At 52.1% G+C, this 21,437-nt stretch carries 20 protein-coding genes; 11 read left to right on the top strand and 9 right to left on the bottom strand.

Features of this window, described 5'->3' with window-relative positions:
- The first annotated feature begins 14 nt into the window (after window positions 1–14).
- From QQK89_RS21150 to QQK89_RS21165, 4 genes are all read left to right on the top strand, one after another.
- A complete protein-coding gene (locus tag QQK89_RS21150) occupies window positions 15–1,310 on the top strand; it encodes a glycosyltransferase (RefSeq protein WP_284240652.1) in 1,296 nt (431 codons plus the stop codon).
- Window positions 1,311–1,446: 136 nt separating this feature from the next.
- Window positions 1,447–2,541 carry an endospore germination permease gene (locus tag QQK89_RS21155; RefSeq protein WP_284240653.1) on the top strand — a complete coding sequence of 365 codons (1,095 nt, stop codon included), beginning with the start codon at window positions 1,447–1,449 and terminating at the stop codon, window positions 2,539–2,541.
- Window positions 2,538–3,998, top strand: coding sequence for a spore germination protein (locus tag QQK89_RS21160; protein ID WP_284240654.1), 1,461 nt, complete (start codon window positions 2,538–2,540; stop codon window positions 3,996–3,998). The genes QQK89_RS21155 and QQK89_RS21160 overlap by 4 nt, the downstream gene beginning before the upstream one ends.
- Window positions 3,999–4,011: 13 nt before the next feature.
- The gene (locus QQK89_RS21165) at window positions 4,012–5,160 is read left to right on the top strand and encodes a Ger(x)C family spore germination protein (protein WP_284240655.1); all 1,149 of its coding nucleotides are present in this window, start codon (window positions 4,012–4,014) and stop codon (window positions 5,158–5,160) included.
- 2 nt (window positions 5,161–5,162) lie between these two features.
- Here the strand turns inward: QQK89_RS21165 and QQK89_RS21170 are convergent, their stop codons facing one another.
- Window positions 5,163–5,903 (bottom strand): SDR family NAD(P)-dependent oxidoreductase, encoded by a 741-nt coding sequence (locus QQK89_RS21170; protein ID WP_284240656.1) that lies wholly within the window; start codon window positions 5,901–5,903, stop codon window positions 5,163–5,165.
- A gap of 126 nt (window positions 5,904–6,029) precedes the next feature.
- Between QQK89_RS21170 and QQK89_RS21175 the strand changes: the two genes are divergently transcribed.
- The 6 genes from QQK89_RS21175 to QQK89_RS21200 all read left to right on the top strand — a co-directional run bounded on the left by QQK89_RS21175 (window position 6,030) and on the right by QQK89_RS21200 (window position 11,592).
- Complete coding sequence (locus QQK89_RS21175; RefSeq protein WP_284240657.1) at window positions 6,030–6,908, top strand: LysR family transcriptional regulator; 879 nt, start codon at window positions 6,030–6,032, stop codon at window positions 6,906–6,908.
- An 83-nt stretch (window positions 6,909–6,991) separates the two neighbouring features.
- Window positions 6,992–7,534 carry an NADPH-dependent FMN reductase gene (locus QQK89_RS21180; RefSeq protein WP_284240658.1) on the top strand — a complete coding sequence of 181 codons (543 nt, stop codon included), beginning with the start codon at window positions 6,992–6,994 and terminating at the stop codon, window positions 7,532–7,534.
- A 141-nt stretch (window positions 7,535–7,675) separates the two neighbouring features.
- Window positions 7,676–8,167 carry a DUF4358 domain-containing protein gene (locus QQK89_RS21185; protein WP_284240659.1) on the top strand — a complete coding sequence of 164 codons (492 nt, stop codon included), beginning with the start codon at window positions 7,676–7,678 and terminating at the stop codon, window positions 8,165–8,167.
- A gap of 6 nt (window positions 8,168–8,173) precedes the next feature.
- Window positions 8,174–9,595 (top strand): MBOAT family O-acyltransferase, encoded by a 1,422-nt coding sequence (locus QQK89_RS21190; protein WP_284240660.1) that lies wholly within the window; start codon window positions 8,174–8,176, stop codon window positions 9,593–9,595.
- A 17-nt stretch (window positions 9,596–9,612) separates the two neighbouring features.
- On the top strand, window positions 9,613–10,764 hold the full coding sequence (locus QQK89_RS21195; protein WP_284240661.1) for a DHHW family protein: 1,152 nt from the start codon (window positions 9,613–9,615) through the stop codon (window positions 10,762–10,764).
- Between the two features lie 30 nt (window positions 10,765–10,794).
- Entirely contained in the window at window positions 10,795–11,592 is a 798-nt protein-coding gene (locus QQK89_RS21200) for a DUF4358 domain-containing protein (protein ID WP_284240662.1), read from the top strand.
- Between the two features lie 257 nt (window positions 11,593–11,849).
- Here the strand turns inward: QQK89_RS21200 and QQK89_RS21205 are convergent, their stop codons facing one another.
- The 8 genes from QQK89_RS21205 to QQK89_RS21240 form a co-directional block, all read right to left on the bottom strand.
- Entirely contained in the window at window positions 11,850–12,668 is an 819-nt protein-coding gene (locus tag QQK89_RS21205; RefSeq protein WP_284240663.1) for a carbohydrate ABC transporter permease, read from the bottom strand.
- Window positions 12,669–12,687: 19 nt separating this feature from the next.
- Window positions 12,688–13,656, bottom strand: coding sequence for a carbohydrate ABC transporter permease (locus QQK89_RS21210; protein ID WP_284240664.1), 969 nt, complete (start codon window positions 13,654–13,656; stop codon window positions 12,688–12,690).
- Window positions 13,657–13,708: 52 nt separating this feature from the next.
- Window positions 13,709–15,076 (bottom strand): ABC transporter substrate-binding protein, encoded by a 1,368-nt coding sequence (locus tag QQK89_RS21215; RefSeq protein WP_284240665.1) that lies wholly within the window; start codon window positions 15,074–15,076, stop codon window positions 13,709–13,711.
- 44 nt (window positions 15,077–15,120) lie between these two features.
- On the bottom strand, window positions 15,121–15,906 hold the full coding sequence (locus QQK89_RS21220; protein ID WP_284240666.1) for a tyrosine-protein phosphatase: 786 nt from the start codon (window positions 15,904–15,906) through the stop codon (window positions 15,121–15,123).
- 19 nt (window positions 15,907–15,925) lie between these two features.
- Window positions 15,926–16,747, bottom strand: coding sequence for a metallophosphoesterase family protein (locus QQK89_RS21225; RefSeq protein ID WP_284240667.1), 822 nt, complete (start codon window positions 16,745–16,747; stop codon window positions 15,926–15,928).
- Window positions 16,748–16,839: 92 nt separating this feature from the next.
- On the bottom strand, window positions 16,840–17,814 hold the full coding sequence (locus QQK89_RS21230) for a metallophosphoesterase family protein (RefSeq protein ID WP_284240668.1): 975 nt from the start codon (window positions 17,812–17,814) through the stop codon (window positions 16,840–16,842).
- A 137-nt stretch (window positions 17,815–17,951) separates the two neighbouring features.
- Window positions 17,952–18,602 carry a GntR family transcriptional regulator gene (locus QQK89_RS21235; RefSeq protein ID WP_284240669.1) on the bottom strand — a complete coding sequence of 217 codons (651 nt, stop codon included), beginning with the start codon at window positions 18,600–18,602 and terminating at the stop codon, window positions 17,952–17,954.
- 70 nt (window positions 18,603–18,672) lie between these two features.
- Window positions 18,673–19,329, bottom strand: a complete 657-nt coding sequence (locus QQK89_RS21240; RefSeq protein WP_284240670.1) for an S-layer homology domain-containing protein — start codon at window positions 19,327–19,329, stop codon at window positions 18,673–18,675.
- A 133-nt stretch (window positions 19,330–19,462) separates the two neighbouring features.
- Between QQK89_RS21240 and QQK89_RS21245 the strand changes: the two genes are divergently transcribed.
- Complete coding sequence (locus tag QQK89_RS21245; RefSeq protein ID WP_284240671.1) at window positions 19,463–21,436, top strand: YhgE/Pip domain-containing protein; 1,974 nt, start codon at window positions 19,463–19,465, stop codon at window positions 21,434–21,436.
- The last annotated feature ends 1 nt before the right edge of the window (window position 21,437 follow it).

Genomic DNA, 21,437 nt, shown 5'->3' on the forward strand with positions numbered 1-21,437 from the left:
GCAGAAAAAATGAGGTGATAGCCATAAAGGTCGCCATCTTAACCATGTTTAACGGACTCTCTAAAACCTATTCTTTGGTCAGCGTTGTGGAAGAGCATCTGCATATGCTGCTGGGCGGCGGGATGACGGTCAAAGTCCTCGTCAGTGAGGATTGCCCCGATTCGGAGCGATACGGCATATATAACGATGAACGGATTGAGTGGGTGAAGGTTACGAACCGTTTCGAGGGAAAACAAATCCATTGGATGGATTATTCCCAGCCGACAGGCAGCGTGCACCCTGCTTTTTTTCAGGAGGCTGAAGCCATATCCGTTAGTTTGTATGAGGCGTTTAGGGATGTGGAAGTCGTGTTTCTGCACGATATTCTGTATCAGGGCTGGCATCTTGTACATAATGTGGCTGTTCGTCAGGTGCAGGTTCGACTGCCACGTCTGCGATTTCTTGCCATGACCCATTCTTCCCCGGCAAGCAGGCCGAGGCGGATGGACTGGCCCCTCTCGGCCAGATTTCTGCCCCTGCCCAACACGACGTATCTGTATCCGGCGGAATCGGGTTTGCCGGCTCTGGCGGGGCAATATCAGGTTCCGCTCGAGTTGTGCAAAGCGATTCCCAATAGCTTGAACTTGCAAGGCGGGATGAGCGAAGACGTGCAAAAGCTTGGTCAGCTGACCGATCTGTTCTCGCCGGATCTATTGGCGGTGTATCCCGGGCGGCTGACGACGGGCAAGCAGCTGAATAAAGCAGCCGCTCTTCTAGGGGCTATTGGATCGGTGTCCGGCAAACGGGTTAAAATGATTTTTTGCGATTTTCCATCCATGGATATTGAACCGGCTGTCTATAAGCGCATCATTAGAAGCGAAGGAGAAAGGTTTGGACTTGGGGAAGCGGAGCTTGTCTTCACCTCAGACTTGGGCTGGCCGGACGGTTTTCCGCACCGTGGCGTCATGGACCTATTCACGCTTAGCAATTTGTTTGTCTGCACCTCCTACTCCGAGTCGTTTGGGCTTATTGTGCTGGAGGCGGCAAGTCGCGGCAATATGCTGGTACTCAACCAGGCGGTGCCTGCGCTGGAGGAGCTCGGCAATCGTCTGCAAGCTTATTTCATGCGCTGGCATGCAAGGGGATTTGGCGTGGACACGAGGGAGACCTACCATCCTTCCGAGGAAGCTTATTTGCGGGAGCACGCGGAGCGAATTACCGGCCTGATGGCTGACAATCCGGTTATTCAAGCGAAAACCATTACCCGCCAGCAATATAACCCGAAGTGGATTTGGGAGAACCGGTTGATGCCGTTAGTTACGAATCGTTAGCTATAAGGAGTAGACAAAAGCCCCATCGCCAAAGGGGCTTTTGTCTATTTCTATGAATAATTTGGCATGGCGGAAGGGAATGAATAACCTATCTTTTCCCTGAATAAGGGATCTATAGGAACGGAATGATCAGCTTATGAGTGGAAAAGCAAGCAAAATCAGCATTATCCAATGGCTTATGATATTTGCGTTAACCAATGGACTTATCGACCATGTCATCATTAATCCGATGCTGCTCGATGCTTCCGGACGCGACGCCTGGATTACGGTGATCGTTACGGGACTGATTTTTGTGGTATGGTGCCTGATGCTTGTCTGGATGATGAAGAAGTCCGGCCAGCAGAAGTGGCAGAAGTGGATCGCGGACAAGACGCATCCCGTTGTGTCATGGATTCTGATCGCACCGGTCTGCGTTATTTTATATGTAATCGGGGCTACAACGGTCCTTCATACCGTGAAGTGGAACACAACCAACTATTTGCCGGCGACCCCGGCATTGGAGCTGTCCATTACATTGGTTATCATCTGCCTCTTTATAACGATCTGGGGCTTGCGCTCCATTGCGATTACGGCAGGCGTCTTGTTTCCGATCGTTTGCGTGCTTGGCGTGTTTGTCAGCGTCTTTAACCATTCGGAGAAGGATTACAAGCTGCTGACTCCTGTCCTCGAGCATGGGTGGGCACCCGTCGTTGACGGGATGTTATACGCATCGGGGGGCTTTATTGAGATTGTCTTTCTCCTTCTGTTGCAGCACAGGCTTAGCGAGAAAATTAAGGTATGGCACATATTTGGCTTCAGCCTGTTTATTGTTGGCATCATGTTGGGGCCGATTATTGGCGCGATTACGGAATTTGGTCCTAAGGAAGCCGCTAATCAAATGACATCCCCTTACGAACAATGGCGTCTTGTAAAAGTCGGGGAATATATCGAACATGTCGATTTCTTCTCTATTTTTCAATGGATGTCAGGCGCTTGCGTGCGGATTTGCATTGCGGTGTATCTGCTGACCGATGCTCTGAGGCTAAGCGGGCGTGTCCGCAAATGGGCAACGGCGGCTATCATGATAAGCTACATCTTTATTGGCATCATCCGCACGAACGATTACTCCTATTACCAGTGGATGTATAAGGTATTCCTGCCTTCTTCGCTTGTCATTCTGCTGGTTATCACCTTGATCTGGATGATCATTACCTTGTTTGCCAAACCATACCGGAAGGATGAGTCTCAATGACAGCCCCTGCTGACAAAATAACCTGGACAGAAGAACGGTTGAGGCAGCTGTACAAGGGATCGGCGGACGTATTCGTCAAGCCATGCCGGTTTGGAGCAAGCGACAAGGCTTCGGTTGTCATGGTGTATGCCAACGGATTATGCGATACGGGGCAAATCCATGAATTTGTCCTCCCCGTTCTTACCGACTATTACGAAAGAACGGGCAAGTTATCGGCTGAGGAGATGCATCAGATTATTTCTCGGCTATCCTTGTTTGGCTACAGGGAACCTCCTGCAGCGGAGGACATTGACGAAATTGTGTTTGAAGGCGGACTGTTCCTCTATTTCGTTCAGGAGAAGCGTTACTTTCAGATGGGGATTAGCGACAGGCCTCAGCGGATGCCGTCGGAATCCAGCACGGAAATATCCATTAAAGGGCCTAAGGACGGCTTTGTCGAGGATATGGCCGTTAATGTGGCGCTCATTCGCAAACGGCTTCGCAGCCACTCGCTGCATGTTCAGGAGTTTAAGCTTGGCAGGCGGACGAAAACAAAGCTGTCGCTTATGTATTTCGAGGATATTATCAATCCGAAAATATTAAGCGAAGTCAGAAAAAGCATCAGTTCGATCGATACGGACGGCATTTACAGCATTAATCAGCTGGAAGAAGCCTTAACCGGCAACAAATATAAGTTTCTCCCATTGCTTGATTACACGGGAAGACCGGATTATTGCGTAAATTCCTTGCTCTCGGGCAGATTTATTATCGTAATCGACGGCAATCCGCTTGTCGTTATTGGTCCGGCCGGATTAACTTTGCTGCTCAAATCGCCGGAGGATATCCATTTCAATTACACGTATGTCTCTTTTGCGCGGCTAATCCGAATATCTAGTCTGTTTCTTACCGTATTCCTGCCCGGAATTTGGGTAGCCCTCATGGCTTTCCATCAAGATCAGCTTCCGTTCCGGATTATGGCGACAATCTCGGTATCCCGGCTGGGCCTCCCGTTCTCGGCTCAAATCGAGATGTTTATCCTGCTTATGCTGCTGGAGATTTTCCGGGAAGCCGGCGTCCGGCTGCCCACTTCAATCGGACAAACCTTGACCTCGATTGGAGGTCTCATTATCGGCGACGCGGCAATCCGTGCGGGACTGGTGTCGCCTTCCGTCGTTGTTATTGGCGCCATTACGGCCGTCTCGGGCGTTACGCTGGTCAATCAATCGTTAAGCACGGTAGTCAGCATCATCCGGCTGTTCTTTTTCCTGTTGTCCTCTTTCCTTGGCATGTACGGGGTTATTTTGGGGATCGTCATCTTTATTGCGCTGATGGGTAGACAGCAATCCTTCGGAGTGAGCTACTTAGCTCCGTTATCGCCGCTTAAGATTAGGGATCTGATCGCATCGTTCCTCCGGCTTCCTTGGTTCCTGATGAAACGGCGTCCGGTCAGCCTGGAAGAGCAGGACGAGGATCGGTAAGGGAGGGGTTGGCATGCGAATATTCATCGGTAAAATAATAGTCTTTCTGCTGGCGGCAAGCTTGCTGCCAAGCTGCGCAAACTCGCGGGACATTCAGAATCTGGCTTATGTAACGGTGCTAGGCATCGATTATGTAGACGGTGAATTCAGGACGTATGTTCAGGTGCTTAATTTCTCGAATATTGCAAGATCCGAGAGTACCCAGCTCGGCAAGAAAGTGCCGGTCTGGGTCGGCATGGGGCGCGGCGACACGTTGGCGCTGGCGCTTGCGGATACGAACGCAACTTCCCAGTTTCCTTTGTTCTGGGGCCATTTGAAGACTGTCGTATTGGGCGAGAACGTACTGAAGCGGGGCGGGAAAGAAACGTACGGGACGTTAAACCGCCATTATGAAGTACGGTATAACGTGCTTGTATTCGGGACCAAGGACAAGCTCGAGGATATTTTGACGCAGAAATCGATCTTTAACCTGTCCCCGCTGGATAGCATTATCTACACAAGCGTGCAAAATCGCAGTCAAAGCCCCTATGTGCTCGCCTCATATGGCAACAGGTTAATCGCCAATATGAATGAGCCGGGCAATTCCTTTTATATGCCGTCTATTTCGATTAACCGGAACACATGGCTGGAGGACAAGTCCCCAAGGGGAATGTTTGAGATGGACGGGGCGTTCTTCTTCGACAAGGGGCAGCTGGTGAACTGGCTTTCGGTAGAGGAGCTAAAAGGCTTGCGGTGGGCGACAAAAGATATTAACAAGACCTTGTTGCAAATTCCGTTGGAGGATGACCAAAAAGGCGCCGTTCAATTCGCGCATCCCCATATGCGGGTTACTCCGAAGTTGTCGAGCGGAGGAGACGCGAAGTTTGATCTCAAGGTGACGGCAAAAGGCACGATCAGAGAAGCGTTTAATACGCCCATCCATGAGCTGGAGAAAAAAGCGCAGGAAGCCATAGAAGCGGAGATTAGACAAACGTTCCGGAATGGACTGGCCAAACATTGCGATCCCTTCAAGCTGGAAGAGACGTTATACCGGCGGAATCCGGCGGCGTTCCACAAGCTGACCCAAGGGGGCTCCTTCTTTCTCACGGAGCAGTCCCTTGGAAGCGTGCAGGTTAAGGTGAAAATCATTAGCACGGGGAAATACAAGGAGATCGTGAAGTAGGATCACAACGTCTGTCCGCTGTCGACGGTTATGATTTGTCCGGTCATCGCTTCTTGCTTAAGCGCGGCACAGACGAGTTGCGCAATATCTTCAGGCGTAGATAGCTGCCGGAGAAGCAGATGAGGGGCGAGCTGCTTCATTTGCTCTTCCCGGCCGGCCCACCATCTGGTGGCGACGGCTCCGGGAACGACGCAGTTGACTCTGATTTGAGGGGCCAGCGCACGCGCGAGAGATTTGGTGAGGCCATGGACGGCCGCTTTGGACACCGCATAAGGCAAGGATGAGCCCAGGCCCGTTGAACCGGCAATACTGCCGAGATTAACGATCGCTCCTTGTCCTTGCTTGTTCATGTAAGGAGCAGCTGCTCTGGCACAATAAAACATTCCTTTTACGTTAACGGCAAACAGCTCATCCCATACTTCTTCGGTAGCGGAGTCGAGGTCGGAGAATGGGATATGGCAGGTGATGCCGGCATTGTTCACAAGCAGATCAAGGGAACCAAAATGCCGGATAATCTGCTCGGTCATATTAATGACCTCGTCATTCTTTGAAACGTCTGCTTGCAAGGCGAGGGCTTGGCCGCCTGACTCTTGAATGAGCCGGACGGTCTCCTCGGCTTCCTTCCGGGAGCGGGAGTAGTTGACGGCAACGGCTGCTCCTTCGCGGGTCAGCGCCAGACAGGTTGCCCTCCCGATTCCGGTACCGCCTCCTGTCACTAAGGCTATTTTTTGATTCAGCTCCATGTTATTTCCTCCCTTTGTTGTTCTGTTAATCTCATTGTATAAGTCGCTCTTCGATTTGTATAATTGAATAAAATGAATTATTTGTTCAATATAATTGAATTTTATTCAAGGTAGGGGAGAGACGGCATGGACCTGAAAACCTTAAAGACGTTCCAAGCTATCGTGCGGCATGGTAGCTTCCATCAAGCAGCGGAAGCGCTAAGCTATGCGCAGTCGACGGTAACGATGCAAATCCAGAGGCTGGAGGGCGATCTTGGCGTCACGCTTTTTGAGCGGGGGAAGAAAGTGCAGCTGACGGAAGCGGGACGGCTGTTCCATGCGCAAAGCCTGGATATCGTAAACCGGATGGAGCAGATGCAGCGTAATTTGCTCGAGATGCAGTCGGGAGAAGCCGGGAAGATCCGGGTTGGCGTAACCGAACCGTTAGCCAGCTACCGGCTGCCGCCGTTGCTGAAGGCTTTTATGCAGGATCATGCACAAGTTGAAGTATCTCTTGAGATAGCGAGCACAACGGTTTTGGCCGAAGGTTTACGGCAAGGGGAGCTGGATTTTGCGTTATGCTCCGCGCCGGAAGCCGGAGGAGAGCTTTATTTCCATCCCTTGTTCAAAGAAAAGTTTGTCATGCTGCTGCCCGGAGAGCATCCGCTCGCGGAAGCTCAAGCTATTCGGTTGACCGATCTGGAAGGGCACCGGCTGCTCATTACGGCGGAAACTTGTCCCTATCGGAAGAAGCTGGAGAGGATCCTGCAGGATAACGGCCCTCTTGCCATGGAGACGATGGAAATCGGCAGCATGACGGCGCTGAAGCATTATGTGGCAGCCGGCTTTGGCATGGCTCTCGTACCGGTTACAACCCTGGAACCGCTGCCTCCCGGGACGATTGCAAAGGAAATTGTCGGCACGTCGATCGATATGCTGATGGGGCTGCTCAGCCGTACTCAGCCGCTGCCGCCGGCGGCAGCTAAACTTTACGAGAATTTAAGGCAGGCGCTGGAAAGGATTTGAACCCTTGTATAGAGAAGGAATGATATGGAAACGATAGAGTTTGGTTCGATCGTTTATCTAATCACTGGGAAAGTGGGTACATCATGTCCAATTTGAATATCGGTATTATTCTGGGCAGCACGCGCCAAGGCCGTGTAAGTCCTCAAGTAGGCGAATGGGTCAAAGGAGTTGCCGACAAACGCGGCGATGCCAACTATGAGATCGTTGATATTGCGGATTACAAGCTGCCGATGTTTGGCGAAGTAGACGCTAGCGAGCAAGCAGCAGCTTGGAATGCCAAGCTGGCGCAGCTGGACGGCTTCGTCTTTATCGTGCAGGAGTACAACCATAGCATTACGGCCGCGCTCAAGAACGCGCTCGACTTTGCGCGCGAAGCTTGGAACAACAAGGCTGCCGGCATCGTTAGCTACGGCTCGGTGGGCGGCGCTCGCGCAGCGGAGCATCTTCGCGGCATCCTTGGCGAGCTGTCCGTAGCGGACGTTCGCGTACATCCGGCGCTATCGTTGTTCACGGACTTCGAGAACGGTTCGGTATTCAAGCCGGCCGATCTTCATCTGACGAACGTAAACGGCATGCTGGATCAGGTTCTTGCGTGGAGCGGCGCTTTGAAGACGCTTCGCCAATAGGTTCTAGGCTTGGAAAGGGCACCTTCTTCTTGAAGAGGGTGCTCTTTTTTTTGCGCCATATGTAACCTTCTTGTCCCTTCGAGCGTCAGTAGCACTGTGTGAATGCGAATTCACGACCTTACATCAAGGAGAGTGCTAGACGTGAAAAAACCGACGTTTCTTCTTCTATTGACGGTCCTCGTTGTCCTATTGCTGAGCGCCTGCTCGAAGAATGGAGAGAGTAGCGAGGCCGCAGACCCTAAGTTGTCCCCGCAAGAAATGGTAGAACAATTGACGAAGCAATTCGAGCAACCGCCGCAAACGGATCTGGAGGAGAACGGGGTAGAAGAGCTGTATCATCTCGACCCGTCGCTTCTTGAAGCTTATTCCATCAAAATCCCGCTAATGAACGTAAAAACGAATGAAGTAGCCGTGCTGAAGATGAAGAATGCCAAAGATGCGGATGTCGTGAAGAAAGGGATAGAACAACGCGCGGCAGACGTTCAGAAGCAATTCGAAACTTATCTGCCCGATCAATACGAGAATGCCAAAAACTATCAAACATCCGTAAAAGGAAATTACGTGTTTTTTGCCATTGGGGAGCAAGCGGATGAAATGGTGAACGCCTTCAACGGGTTGTTCGAAGCGAAATAACGGCTTATGGTATTCAGCAGCTTATTATTCCTGTTTGTTTTTCTGCCGGCGGTTTGGCTGCTCTACTGGCTGTCGCCCCGCAGAGGAAAGAATCTCATTCTGTTCTTGGCCAGTCTCGTATTCTACGCCTGGGGCGAACCGGTCTACATCATTCTTATGCTGATCTCAACGGTAACCGATTACAGCTTCGGGCTCTTGCTAAGCAAGCCGGAATGGGGGCCCAAGCGGCGCAAAGCCATCGTTGTGGCATCGGTCATTGTGAACTTAGCGCTACTGTCGTATTTCAAATACGCCGACTTCGCAATCCGGAATGTTAACGCTTTAATCGGAACCGACATACCGCTGACAGAGCTGGCGCTGCCGATTGGCATCTCGTTCTACACGTTCCAATCGATGTCTTATATTATCGACGTGTACCGGGGAACGGCCAAGGCGCAGCGCAATTGGATCGACTTCGGTACGTTTGTCGCGTTATTCCCGCAGCTTGTGGCCGGTCCAATCGTCCAGTACAACACAATAGCCGAGCAGCTGAGAGAGCGGCGCGTAACGATCGAATTGTTCGCGGAAGGCGTAAAGCGGTTTATTATCGGCCTCGCCAAAAAAGTGCTGCTAGCCAACAACATCGGCTTGCTCTGGCATGCGATCGCGGATATGGACGCCGGCACGCTTCCGGTGTTGACCGCTTGGCTGGGCATCATCGCTTTTGCGTTCCAGATTTATTTCGATTTCAGCGGATATTCGGATATGGCGATTGGACTTGGGCTCATGTTTGGCTTCCGGTTCAATGAGAACTTCAACAAGCCGTATACGGCGCAAAGCATCACCGATTTCTGGCGCAGATGGCATATTTCGCTTGGCAACTGGTTCCGGGATTACGTCTATATTCCGCTTGGCGGCAACCGGAAGGGGTTGCCGAGACAACTTCGCAACATCCTGATCGTCTGGGTGTTGACCGGCATCTGGCACGGAGCGGCATGGAACTTCATGCTGTGGGGATTGTATTTCGGCGTTATTCTTGCGTTCGAGAAGTGGGTTGGTCTCCGCCTGCTCGCCGAGGCTCCCAGATGGATCCGGCATCTCTATGCCAGCTTGCTCATTCTGCTCGGTTGGGTGCTGTTTGCCTTTGACGAGCTGCCGAAGGTCGGTGCTTATCTGAAAGCGATGTTTGGCTTAAACGGACAGGCGGTCTGGAACGAAGAGACGGTATACTTCGCGTATACGAACGCCATTCTGCTTCTTATTCTTGTGCTGGCTTCAATGGCATGGGGAAGGAAGGCGGCTAAGGAAGCGGCGGCGGGAAACACAGGCAGCGTTGCCGGCAGTTTACGCTTGTTGGCGGGTTCTGTCTGGCTGATGCTTCTGTTTCTCCTCTCGGTCTCTTATCTCGTTGATGCGACGTTTAATCCGTTCCTGTATTTCCGCTTTTGACAGCAAGGAGGACAAGCATGATGAAAAAACATACCGACCGCCTGCTCGTCATCTGGTTCGTCCTGACGATCGCCGTGCTGGCCCTTCTCTTCCTTCTCTCTCCGGCAAGGAAGTTCTCGGAGCTTGAGAACCGTTATTTGCAGGTGGCGCCCAAGCTGACCTGGGATAACCTGATCGCCAAGAAATTCGCGGAGGAAGCCGAAACGTACGTAACCGATCATTTTCCGCTTCGCGGCAATTGGGTCGGGGTGAAGTCGGCGGCGGAGCAGCTTCGGTTGCAGCAGGAGAACAATGGAATTTACAAGGGGAAAGACGGTTACCTGTTCGAGAAATTTACGAAGCCGGATTCCGAGACATTAGGCAAATATACGGATGCGATAAAAGAGTACGCGGCCGCTAATCCGGGCGCTAAGCTGACGTTCCTGCTTGCGCCGACTTCTATTGGCCTGTACCCGGACAAGCTTCCGTGGAAGGCACCGTTTGAACGGCAAGACCAGGTGAATGAAGAGGTAGGCGAAAGGCTGCAGGGGACGGCGAATTTGACGTACTTGAACGGGTTCGGCATATTGTCGCCGCATGGATCCGAGCCAATCTATTACCGTACCGACCATCACTGGACAACGCTTGGCGCTTATTATGCCTACGAGGCGTATGCGAAGCAAATGGGATGGACGCCGCATCCTTTGAAAGATTATGCCGTGAAGACCGTCAGCGATTCGTTCCTCGGCAGCTACCATACGCGCGGACAATTCAGCTTGGTGAAGCCCGATAGAATGCAAATATTCGTGCCGAAAGAGCCTGTGGCAACGTCGGTATATGTAGCGGATACGGATACGACGTCAAGCAGCTTGTACGATGAAAGTTATCTGGCGAAGAAAGACAAATACTCGTATTTCCTCGGCGGGGTACATGCGCTTATGACGCTGACAAGCGATATTCCGGCGGGCGAAGAAGATTTGGACAAGCTGCTTGTCATCAAAGATTCGTACGCGCATAACATCTTGCCGTTCTTGGCGCAGCACGTAAAAGAAATTCATGTGATCGACATGCGTTACTACAACGGAAGCATCAGCGAATATAGGAAGGCCAACGGGATCCATCACACGCTGATGCTGTTTAACACGGCAACCTTCTCGGAGAATAACGAGATCCTTAAGCTCGGCAAATAAACATCCATCAGATAGGGAGAGTTCTTTTAAATGAAAAAACGCGCCATTATCCTTCTTTTGTCCACCATGATTATGGGAAGCCTGCTTAGCGCTTGCGGCAGCAATAACGATAACAATTCGCCAAGCCCTACCGCTTCGGCACCTGCGGAAGAAAGTCCATCCGCTAGCCCCGATGCGGAGCCAAGCGAGGAAGCTTCGGAGCAGCCGGCGGAAAGTCCGTCGGTAACGCCAGAGCAGAGCGCTTCCCCGGAGCCAAGCCAGACACCGGCGCCAACCAAGGAGCCTTCCCCAAGCGCGAAGCCGTCCGAGCCTGCGAAGAAGCCCGCGGCGACGCCGGCTCCAAGCGCGAAGCCATCGGCTACGCCTAAGCCGACGCCTAAGCCAACACCGAAACCAACGCCAAAACCAACGGTCAAGCCAAGCCCAAGTCCGTCGGCGGGTATCGCAACTAGCGACGTGATCGACGCGATGCTGAAGGCGGTTGAACAGCCATCCCTGATGGCTATGAGCGCCGATGACATTAAGAACATGTACGGCATCGATACCTCGACGCTTGCCGACTTCTCGGGCCGGATGCCGCTTATGAACGTGAAGACCAACGAGATTGCCGTGTTTAAGGTCAAGAAAGAGAAGGACATCGATGCGGTCAAGAAAGGAATGGTCAGCCGCGCGGAAGCGGTTCAGAAGCAATTCGAGCAATATTTGCAGGACCAATATGAGAATGCCAAGAACTACAAAATTGTCGTGGAAGGCAATTACGTTCTATTCGTGATCTCGGAAAGCGCCGACGATCTGGTGAAAGCGTTCAAGGCCGCGCTGAAAAAATAACTCCCGTTGCGGGGCATCCGTATAATTTGGCGCGTTAGATTCATCCTATTTGGGTAAGAGTTGCCGTAAGGAGGATGCCCAATGAATGAATCGATGTTCCATCTGTCATATATAGTTGCGTTCAGCATATTGCTGGCGGCAGGACTCGTTGCCATGGGATGGATGATCTACCATCGGAGAAAAAGAAAAATTCGATAAACAAAAAGCCATGAAGCTCCCTCAATCGATGAAGGAGTTCATGGCTTTTTTTCAAGCAATTACTTGATGCCGAAGCGGATAAACGAATCCACGATATGCCGGCGCAGAAGCAGATAAATAAGGAGGATCGGCAGGCAAGATACGGTGGTCGCGGACATGAGGGAGCCCCACATATTCGTATCGGAGTTAACGAACAGCTTCAGACCGATCTGAATCGGGGAATGCTCCATCTTTTTCGTGATCAACATTGGCCACAAATACTCATTCCAGGCATTAATGAACGAGATGATGCCAAGCGACGCGATGCCCGATTTGATGTTAGGAATTATGAGCCGCATCAGGATGTCCCAGTCATTCATGCCGTCGATGCAAGCCGCTTCGATCAGTACGCTTGGGAAAGCCTGAAACGATTGATACAGCGACAGAATGGCAAAGGTCGATACGCAGAACGGAAGCACGATGCCAAGCATGGAGTCATTGAGTCCCAGATCATTAACCAATACATAGTTCGGAATCATGATGGCTTGGAACGGAATGAGCCAAGTTAAGCTGAGCACCGAGAAGATAAGTCCTTTGCCGCGGAATCTCCAGCGCACAAGCGCGTAAGCGGCAAGCAGACTGGTTGCGAGCTGGAGAAACGTCATCATAATCGAGATGGCAAACGAGTTGAAGATCATCCGAACGATCGGCATTTGCGAAAAAGCGTACGTATAGTTGCTGAAGGTTGGCGCATTCGGGAAGAAGCTGTCCGTAAAAATCTCGGAGTCGTTCTTCAGCGAAGAGATGACCATCCAATACAGCGGAATAATGGCTATGATACACATCAGTGCCAGCGCCCCATGCCGCAGGAACGCAAGTACCGGGGAACGTTGGTTCATCGAACATTCTCCTTCACCGTTAATTGTCGTAGAATGATAGCTTGCGCGATGCCGCGTTCATAAGCAGCGCGATTGCGCCAAATAGGAAGAAGAAGACAAGGGCTGCTGCCGAGCTGAAGCCTGCATTCAAGTTGGAGAACGCATAGCGGTACATTTCATAGTAGATGTTTGTTGAGGTACCGTATGGACCGCCCGTTGTTAGAATATCGATATAAGCAAATGTCCATTGGCTGGAGAACAGGATACTCATCATCAGCATGAACATAATCATTGGCGACATGAGTGGAACGGTTACGTTAACGAATTGGCGCATGCTTGAAGCGCCGTCAATGGCAGCCGCTTCGTAATATTCGCGGCTAATGCTCGTAAGAGCCGCCGAGAACATAATGACGCTGAAGCCAATCATTTTCCAGCCGGTAATGAGCAGAATAATCCACTTCGCGAAGTTCGCGTCGGAGAAAAAAGCGATAGGCTGATCAATCCAATTCAGCTTGAGCATGATGTGGTTGACTACGCCGTTCGACGGATGGAATAACCACCGCCAGATGGCGCTGACGGACACGGGAGCCAGAATCATTGGAATAAAGAAGATGCCGCGGTAAAAGTTTTTCATCTTGCCGTTCATATTGTTGGTGACGACGGCAAGGACAAGCGGAATCAGAATGGAGAATGGAAGCAGTCCAACCGTGTAGAAAACGGTGTTGCCGATAGAGTCCATAAAGGCCGGGTTGTGAAACAGCTTATCGAAGTTTTCGAAGCCGACAAACTTCTTTTCCGTCCCGGGCACCATGTTCCACTTGTGAAAAGCAAGATAGAACGTCGTGATGAGCGGTTTGTACATCCAGACGGACAACAGGATAATGGCAGGTGCCAAGTAGACGAACGGTTTGATTCTGCGCCATAGCTTGGCTTTATTCAGACGTTTGCGCGCAATTGCGGGACTCCCCTTTAAAGGGGGGGCATACGAGTTTTCGAATGTTTGGCTCATAACGATTCCTTTCCTATGGAGGAGTACGCTCTCCCAGTGTTATGGCTGTTTATTAAGGCATTAAGCTGTTGATTTGATCTTGTGCTTGTTTCAGCGTTTGCTCGACGTCAGCGTCCGTCGAAACGGATTTGACGATCGCATCGGTGAAGGCTGTTACCATTTCCGTTGCGCTATCGCCAGGCCAGATCGCAACCGGCTGAATGCGGGACAGCTGCTCCAGGTTGATTCGGTAGAGCGGATTTTGATCAACGAAATCCTTCAGACCGTTCGGGTCGTCCGCAAGTTTGGTGCGAAGCGGCAGGTAACCGATTTGGGACGTAATGATCGTATAACCTCTGTCGCCCGTAACGAACTTGATGAATTCCCATACCGCTGCGTTTTTCTCCGGAGAATCCGGACGAACGGCAAGCACGGAGCCGGAGTTGACAGGGATGGATTCCTTGTCGCCGAATTGCGGAAGCGGTCCGCCGTATACTTTCCAGCCGCCGGCTTCGGAAGCTTTCTTAATGCCGCTGTACAGGGAAGTGGAGGATACGTACATACCAAGGTTGCCGGCCATGAATTGCTCGGAAACTTCCGTGTCCGTACCTTTAGCCGATGCGCCGTTCATGTACAGGTCTTTCCACATGGAGATTGCGTCTACGCTTTCCTTGCTGGCGAATTCCGCTTGCTTGCGGTCTTCGGACAATACGCGGCCGCCGTTGCTGAGGATCAGGCCTTCCGTTACCCAACCGTTCTGAGGCGAGAGACCAAAGCCGTCTTTACCGGTTTTTTCTTTGATTTGGAGCGATGCTTTTTTAATGTCGTCCCACGTTTTTGGCGGGTTAGCCGGATCAAGACCAGCTTCTTCGAACAGCTTGCCGTTGATGAATACGATCGGCGTACTGAACGTGAAGGCAAGTCCGTACATCTTGCCGTCGATCTTGCCAAGCTCAAGCGCGTTCGGGGAGATGTCCTTCAAATGCTCGTCCAGCTCTGCCTTCGGGAATACATCCTCGTAAGCTTTGAAGCCAAGACCAAGACGGGAGCTGTCAAGAAGGTTGAACGTATGTTGCACAACGTCGACTTCTTTGCCGGCCGAGATATCCGCTTTGTATTGTTGGAAAGTCGCGTCAGGCACCCCTTCAACAATGACGCCTTTTTCCTTGCCAACCGTGTCGTTGAACTCCTTGATCAGCTGCTCCATGCCGGCTTTCATCGTTGGGTAAGCCAAGCTGTAGGAGTAAAACGTCACTTTTGTTGGATTAGCCGGGTCAAGTTTACCAAGCTCCACTTGGTTTGCTGCTTGGTTGTTTGCTGCTGTGTTGCTTGCGTTGTTGCCGGATGTGCTGTTCGATGAGCTGTTTGCTCCGCATGCGCTTGCTACGAGAAGCGAGCCTACCGTCATAAGCGTGATAGCGCCTTTTGCCAGACGTTTCATAATTAAAATTTCCCTCCGCAATTAATTATTTTTTTGGTCTATTTCTATTCCAAGCAATAATCTTGAATCCGCTGCTTCGCTGCCTCGTCAATGCCGAACTCTTCCAGCAAATAACGGTCAAACGTCTCATACTCGCGGATAATGCTGCCTAGCGTAGCTTTCAAATACACTTCTTGCAGAAGCATCGCTTCTTCGATCTTCTTCAGCTCTTCGGCGCTGACATATTTGGCTGCCATGTCGAACATTTGCCGATGGAATTTCTCGAGCGTCACATTGGACAGCAGATAATCCTCCAGCACCGTTTCGTAAGGAACGCCAAGCGTCAACAGAATCAGCGCGCTGCCGACGCCAGTGCGGTCACGGCCGCCGGCGCAATGCTGGACAAGCGGCAGATTCGCTTCCGGCTGCTTCAGAAGCTCCATCAGCTTTTTGTAGGACTCATTCCGGATCGGAAGCGAGGCATACAAATCATGCAGCATGCTCTCCGAGAATTGGTTGTGAAGCCCGCTTGCGAATACCTTCTCGAGATCGAGGCTTGGCGCATCTTCCGCAGCAACGTTCGCGGGAATGCGAATATTGACTGCTTGTCCGATCTGCGGGTCGGGCTTATGCTCGGCTTCGCCGCGATTGCGGTAGTCGAACACGTGGCGCAAATTATAGGTTTCAAGGAACTGGTGGTCTTCCGGCGTAAGCCCGGTTAATTCCGCGGCGCGGAAGAGCAAGCCCTTCTTGACCGTACGGCCGTCGGCCGTGCGATGACCTCCCATGTCGCGGAAGTTGAAGACGCCTTCCAGAGGGAGCAGACCTGCCGGCATTACTTGATTCGTCATGGAGAGAACCTTCTTTCTCTTAGTTGTGGGCCATCAAAGCTTCAACAGGGAAGCGGAAGAACTCCTCTTGCAGGCCCGGCATAACAACGGTTTGTACCGTAATGCCTTCTTCGTAGACGGAGACCACATTGTAGCCGCAGAAATCGACTATCTTGAAATGGTTGTCTTCAGCAGCTTCGCCGCCGAAGGCCGTTCCTGTTGCCGCTACATGGCAAATGCCTTTGTAAGTACCAACGTTGTTCGTATGCACATGGCCGGCTACGACGCCAATTACGTCCGTGCCTTCCAGCACGTTGCCTAGCTGTTCGCGGTTTGCGAGCACGTGGTCGCCAGGCATGCCGTTGATGCTCAGCACAGGATGATGCAACGCTACGATCGTACCGTTCTCGGCAGGCGTGCTAAGCGTATCCTCGAGCCATGCCAACTGCTCGGCGTCGATCTCGCCGTGGTGTTGGCCTTTTACTTGGGAGTTCAGGCCGATCAGGCGAACGCCTTGAATCGTGTGGGAGTAGTAATACGGCTGCTCGGAAGCTTCTTCCTTCAGGAAGCCTTCGCGGAACGGAGCGCGGTGGTCGTGGTTGCCAAGAACTACATGGACAGGTACGCCAAGAAGGGAGGAGCCTTCGTCAATAATCGTGCGGATATATTCGTAGTCTTGTACATTGCCCTCATGCGTCAAGTCGCCAGTGATGACAACAAAAGCCGGTTTCACGGAAGCAGCCTCAATATGGGCGAATACGCGCTTCACTTTGTCTGCGAGATTAAGTTTTGCAAAAGGATTGTCTGCACCGGGCGCATTCATGTGCGTGTCTGTCAGGTGAACGAATTTCAGCTTTTCCATCGTGTGAACCCTCCTAAAAAGAATTGTCACCCAAGCAGCCGATCGCTGCTCGTGATGATTCTTGCTCCGAAATTTAGATGATGTATGGTTAATTAGTGCTCGTGCGGCTCGTATTTCTCGATTTCGTCAACGCCGTCCAAATGGATGACACGGTAGGATGGAACGCCGTTTCTCATCGTCACCCAGAGGATAAGGTTCTCGTCCGAGCGGTTACCGCCATGCGTCAAGCCGCCGGTACGTCCGAGCTGAATGTATTGCTTAGAAGCTTCAGGCTGGTTTGTATACTCAAGGGAATGGAAGTGGCCGGCGAATACCGTATGGGAGCGGCCTTCCAGCATGCGCTCAAGCTCCGCGAAATCCGCATTGTCCGACTTCCAACCCGGCTTATGCATCGTAACGAACGTGTGCTTCGCGTCGCGGTTGTTCTCCAGCACTTCTTGGAAGAAGGCCATTTGCTCTTCGCCGATGCCGATCGTAAGCTTGCTCAGCTCTGCGGCTTCTTCAGGCGACATTGCTGCCATTCCGCTGAATAATTGCTCCATAGGAGTAGTAGGATTTTGCTTAAACCGTTCAGTAGCTTGTTTGATCGTATCCATGAGAGCATCCGGGAACTCTTGCGGAGGATTCTCGGTATTTACAACCAAATAGAGGACATCATTCAAGCGGAAGGCATAATATTCGAAGCCCTTGCGTGCTCTCCATACGTCAGCCATCATCGGATTGCCGTAATCATGGTTGCCGACGACTTGGAAGAACGGAACGCCTGTCGCCGCGATTTTCGCATCAATCTCGTCCCACTCTTCGTGGACGTTCGCCGGATCGCGCCAGTAGCCTTCGATCAAGTCGCCAACGGAGAGGATGAAGCTTGGCTTAAGGTCAGTCAGCAGGTCCAATGCTTTTTCGAACACGCCCGGCGTTGCAAGACCGCAGCGGTCGCCTACAACCGCGAACGAGAAGTCTCCGGCTGGCAGCTGCGGCAGCTCGCCAAACCATGGGCGTTTGTCTGTAGAGAAATTCTTTACGTCGTACCAGATCCCCGAAGTTGTGCCTAATTGAATGGTTGTCATCTTTTTGTTTGCCTCCTTGTTACTTTCTTCTTGCTTAGTATGTAGGTTGTATGTAAGTTGTGTGTAATCGTGGGATTGAATATTTGTAAATAAAAAGGAGCTGCCCGGGGGACAGCTCCTTTGATTGGTCTATGCGGTTATTTCATCAATCCATGGAGGATTAAATGCTCATGCGTATCGGCGTATTGCGAACCGACAGCGGCTTTGGCTGCGGCGATGTCGCCATTCTTGATAGCATCCAAAATATTGCGGTTCGTCTGAACCGAGCGGCTTGGCTGGTATTGCGGATATTTGATGCGGTAGGAGACGGTACTGAACACGTACCGGCCGCGGTAAAGCTCCATAATTTGCAGCATGCTCTCGTTGTGAATCGTTCGCAGGATTGTTTCTGTAAACAGCAACGAGTTGCTGTAGTAGCCGTAATAATCCTTCTGCTCTAGCGCCAGCTGCTGCTCATCGAGTATTCGTTCCATCGTGACCAGGTCGAAGGGCTGTTGTCGTTTGGCAGCCGTATCAAGCACGAACAGCTGCATCGAGACGAGTACTTCATAGATTTCGCTGAAATCATGGGAGGATACTTCCTTGACCATAACTCCCCGTCCGCGGAAGGAGCCAACGAGTCCTTCCCGCTCAAGCAAAGAAATGGCTGCGCGGACCGGCGTTCTGCTCATGCCAAGCTGGGCGGCAAGTTCATTTTCCGACAGCATGGAGCCCGGCATATATTCGGACCGCATAATCCGTTCCCGGATTTCGCGGTAAGCAATCGATTCTAACGAAGTGGAAGACATGGCGTATTTTCCTTTATCTGTTTTTTAAACTAATAGTACCAATTAAACAGAAAATAGGGCTCTAGGCAAGTCATTTTATTGAATCGTCCATTTCTGATTGCTGCCCGATGCCTGATTTCAGAAGCCGGTCAATCATGGAGACGGCGCTTGCGCGGGTAACCGGTTCGGTTGGATGAAAGGAGCCGTCCGGATAACCTCTCACAATATCTTTTTCCGCCAGATTCGCAACCGCACCTTGGTTCGCTTCTTTAATCTGATCGTTGTCGGTGAAGGAGGTTTGCTTCTCTCTAGGGAGCTCGAGCTGAACAAAGGTGGCAAGCATGAGGGCGGCTTCCTCGCGGGTAATGATCTGCTGCGGTCGGATGGAGCCATTCCCGCCTTCCGGTATGTAGCCTGCTCCTACGGCTTTGGCGAAATCCGCATAAAACCAATCGGACACCCTTACGTCCTGATAAGAGAAGGAAGCCGTATCGGTCAGTGCGAATGCTCGGTTAATCATGGATACCATCTCTGCCCGCGTCACGGGCAAATCCGGTTTAAGGGTGCCGTCAGGATAGCCCTGCAGCCATCCGAGGTCGAGCCATTCCTTTAATGCCGGGGCGGCCCATGACTGCTCCGCCTCGTCGTATGCTGACTGGGGAGCGGCGGCATAACCTGTAAGTGCAAAGGCAAGAAGACAACCGATACCGATTAATAGCGTCCATGCGGCTTTCCATCGATTCATCATCAGCACATCCCTTCGAAATGTGGATCCTCTACCAAAGTGTACGAGATTCCAAATGCAATAGCTGTCGAATGGAAGTGGAAGGGCAAGGAAACAATAGGTGGACGATGAATGACAGGTAAAGGATGGATCACTAGTGGCTAATCTGTTTCATGTATTCAAGAAGGATGTAGGTTACTTTCTGAAAAACAAAATGCTGATCGTAACGTTTCTTGGCGTGGCGGTCGTCCCGATGTTGTATGGCGGCTTTCTGATCAAGGGGAATTGGGATCCGTACGGCCAGCTTCAGCATTTGCCAGTCGCCGTCGTTAATCTCGATCAAGGCGCCGAATACGAAGGGAAATCGATGAATGTCGGCGAGGAATTCGTTGACGAACTGAAGGATAACGAGACGTTCGACTGGCGGTTTGTTAGCGAAGAGGCTGCGCGGCAGGGGATGGTAAGCAACAAGTATTACGCCACGATCACCATTCCGACGGACTTCTCCCATAATGCCGCATCCTTGACGAGCGATTCTCCGCAAAAAGCGGATATCATATTTGAATCGAATAGCTTTTATAACTTTATCTCCGGGCAAATTAGCGAAAATGCGACAAAAGAGCTTCGGAATAACCTATCGCAAAATTTGACCGAAGCGTATTCGCGCAGCATGCTGTCGCAGTTCTCGGCCTTGTCGGATGGATTATCCCAGCTGGCGGATGGGGCGGCTGAGCTGAACAAAGGCGCTCTACAGCTGAAGGATGGAGCGGGAACGCTGCGCGGCAAGCTAGGCGAGTTATCAAGCGGTGCGGCTAAGCTGCATGCGAGCGTTGGTCAGCTGGAATCAGGTGCGGCGGAGCTAAATACGGGGTTAACCACGCTGAGCGGCAGCGCGGAGACTTTGGCGGACGGCGCGACGCAACTGGGGGCAGCGTCCACGCAGCTGAAACAGGGAGCGGATCAACTCGCGTCCGGATCCGGGCAGCTGAAGGGCGGCATTCAGTCCGCCAAGGAAGGGGCGGACGCGCTATACGCCGGCCTTAAGCAGCTGGCAGACAGCAATGCCGAGCTCGCTGCCGATCCTGCCATGCAGAAGCTGCTTGCCGGCAGCAAGCAGCTCAGCGAAGGCCAAAGCAAGCTGCTGCAAAGCGCTACGCAGCTAGCGGCGGCGCAAAATCAGCTGCGCAACGGCGTCACGCAGCTGGGAACGAAGCTGCCCGCCATCGCAACGGGCGGCAAGCAGCTTGGAGCAGGCGCCAAACAGCTTGCGCAAGGCGCGTCTCGGTTGAAGACCGGCATCTCGCAGTTCGAGGCGGGCGGCGCATCCCTTGCAAGCGGAGCATCGCAATTGGCGAGCGGAGCCGGAAAGCTTAGCAGCGGGGCGGGCGATCTTGCGTCCGGCTCTCAGCAGCTGGCGGACAAGCTGGCCGATGCCGCCAAGCAAACGGCTAGCCTCAAGGCGGACGAGAATACCATCCAGATGATTGCCGAGCCGGTGACGATTGTGGCCAATGACGACCGGAAAGTCCGGCTGTACGCGAACGGAATTGCGCCGTATTTTCTATCGATGGCCTTGTTTGCCGGATCGCTCGTCTTCACGACGATGTTCTCGGCCAGACAATCATCGGCGGAAGGGGCGGATGGCTTTCCGTTGTTCCTCAGCAAGCTGTTCACCTTTGGGCTCATGAGTCTGGCACAGTCCCTTATTCTTAGTACGGTTATTCTGTATGTGCTGGGATTAAAGGTGCAGAGCGTGCCGTTATTTTATCTGTACACCGTGTTGACGGGCTTTACGTTTATGTTTGTCGTTCAGGCATTTGTCACTTGGCTTGATAATCCCGGAAGGTTCGTGGTGCTGCTGCTTATGATCTTCCAGCTTGTGTCGAGCGCCGGCACGTTCCCTTATGAGCTGCTGCCCGGCTGGGCGCAGACGATGAATCCGTGGCTGCCGATGACGTACAGCATCCGCGGGTACAGGGATATTATATCCAGCGGCGATTTTGACCATATGTGGGTTCAGGCCGGGCGGCTCAGCTACTACATTGTTATGTCCGTCATGGTGACCGGTCTGTACTTTGCGCTTACGAAGAAAAAACAACGGGACGAGCAGCTGATGCCGGTGAAGATGTGAG

It is taken from the genome of Paenibacillus glycanilyticus, from assembly GCF_030161375.1.
Classification (GTDB): Bacteria; Bacillota; Bacilli; order Paenibacillales; family Paenibacillaceae; genus Pristimantibacillus; species Pristimantibacillus glycanilyticus_B.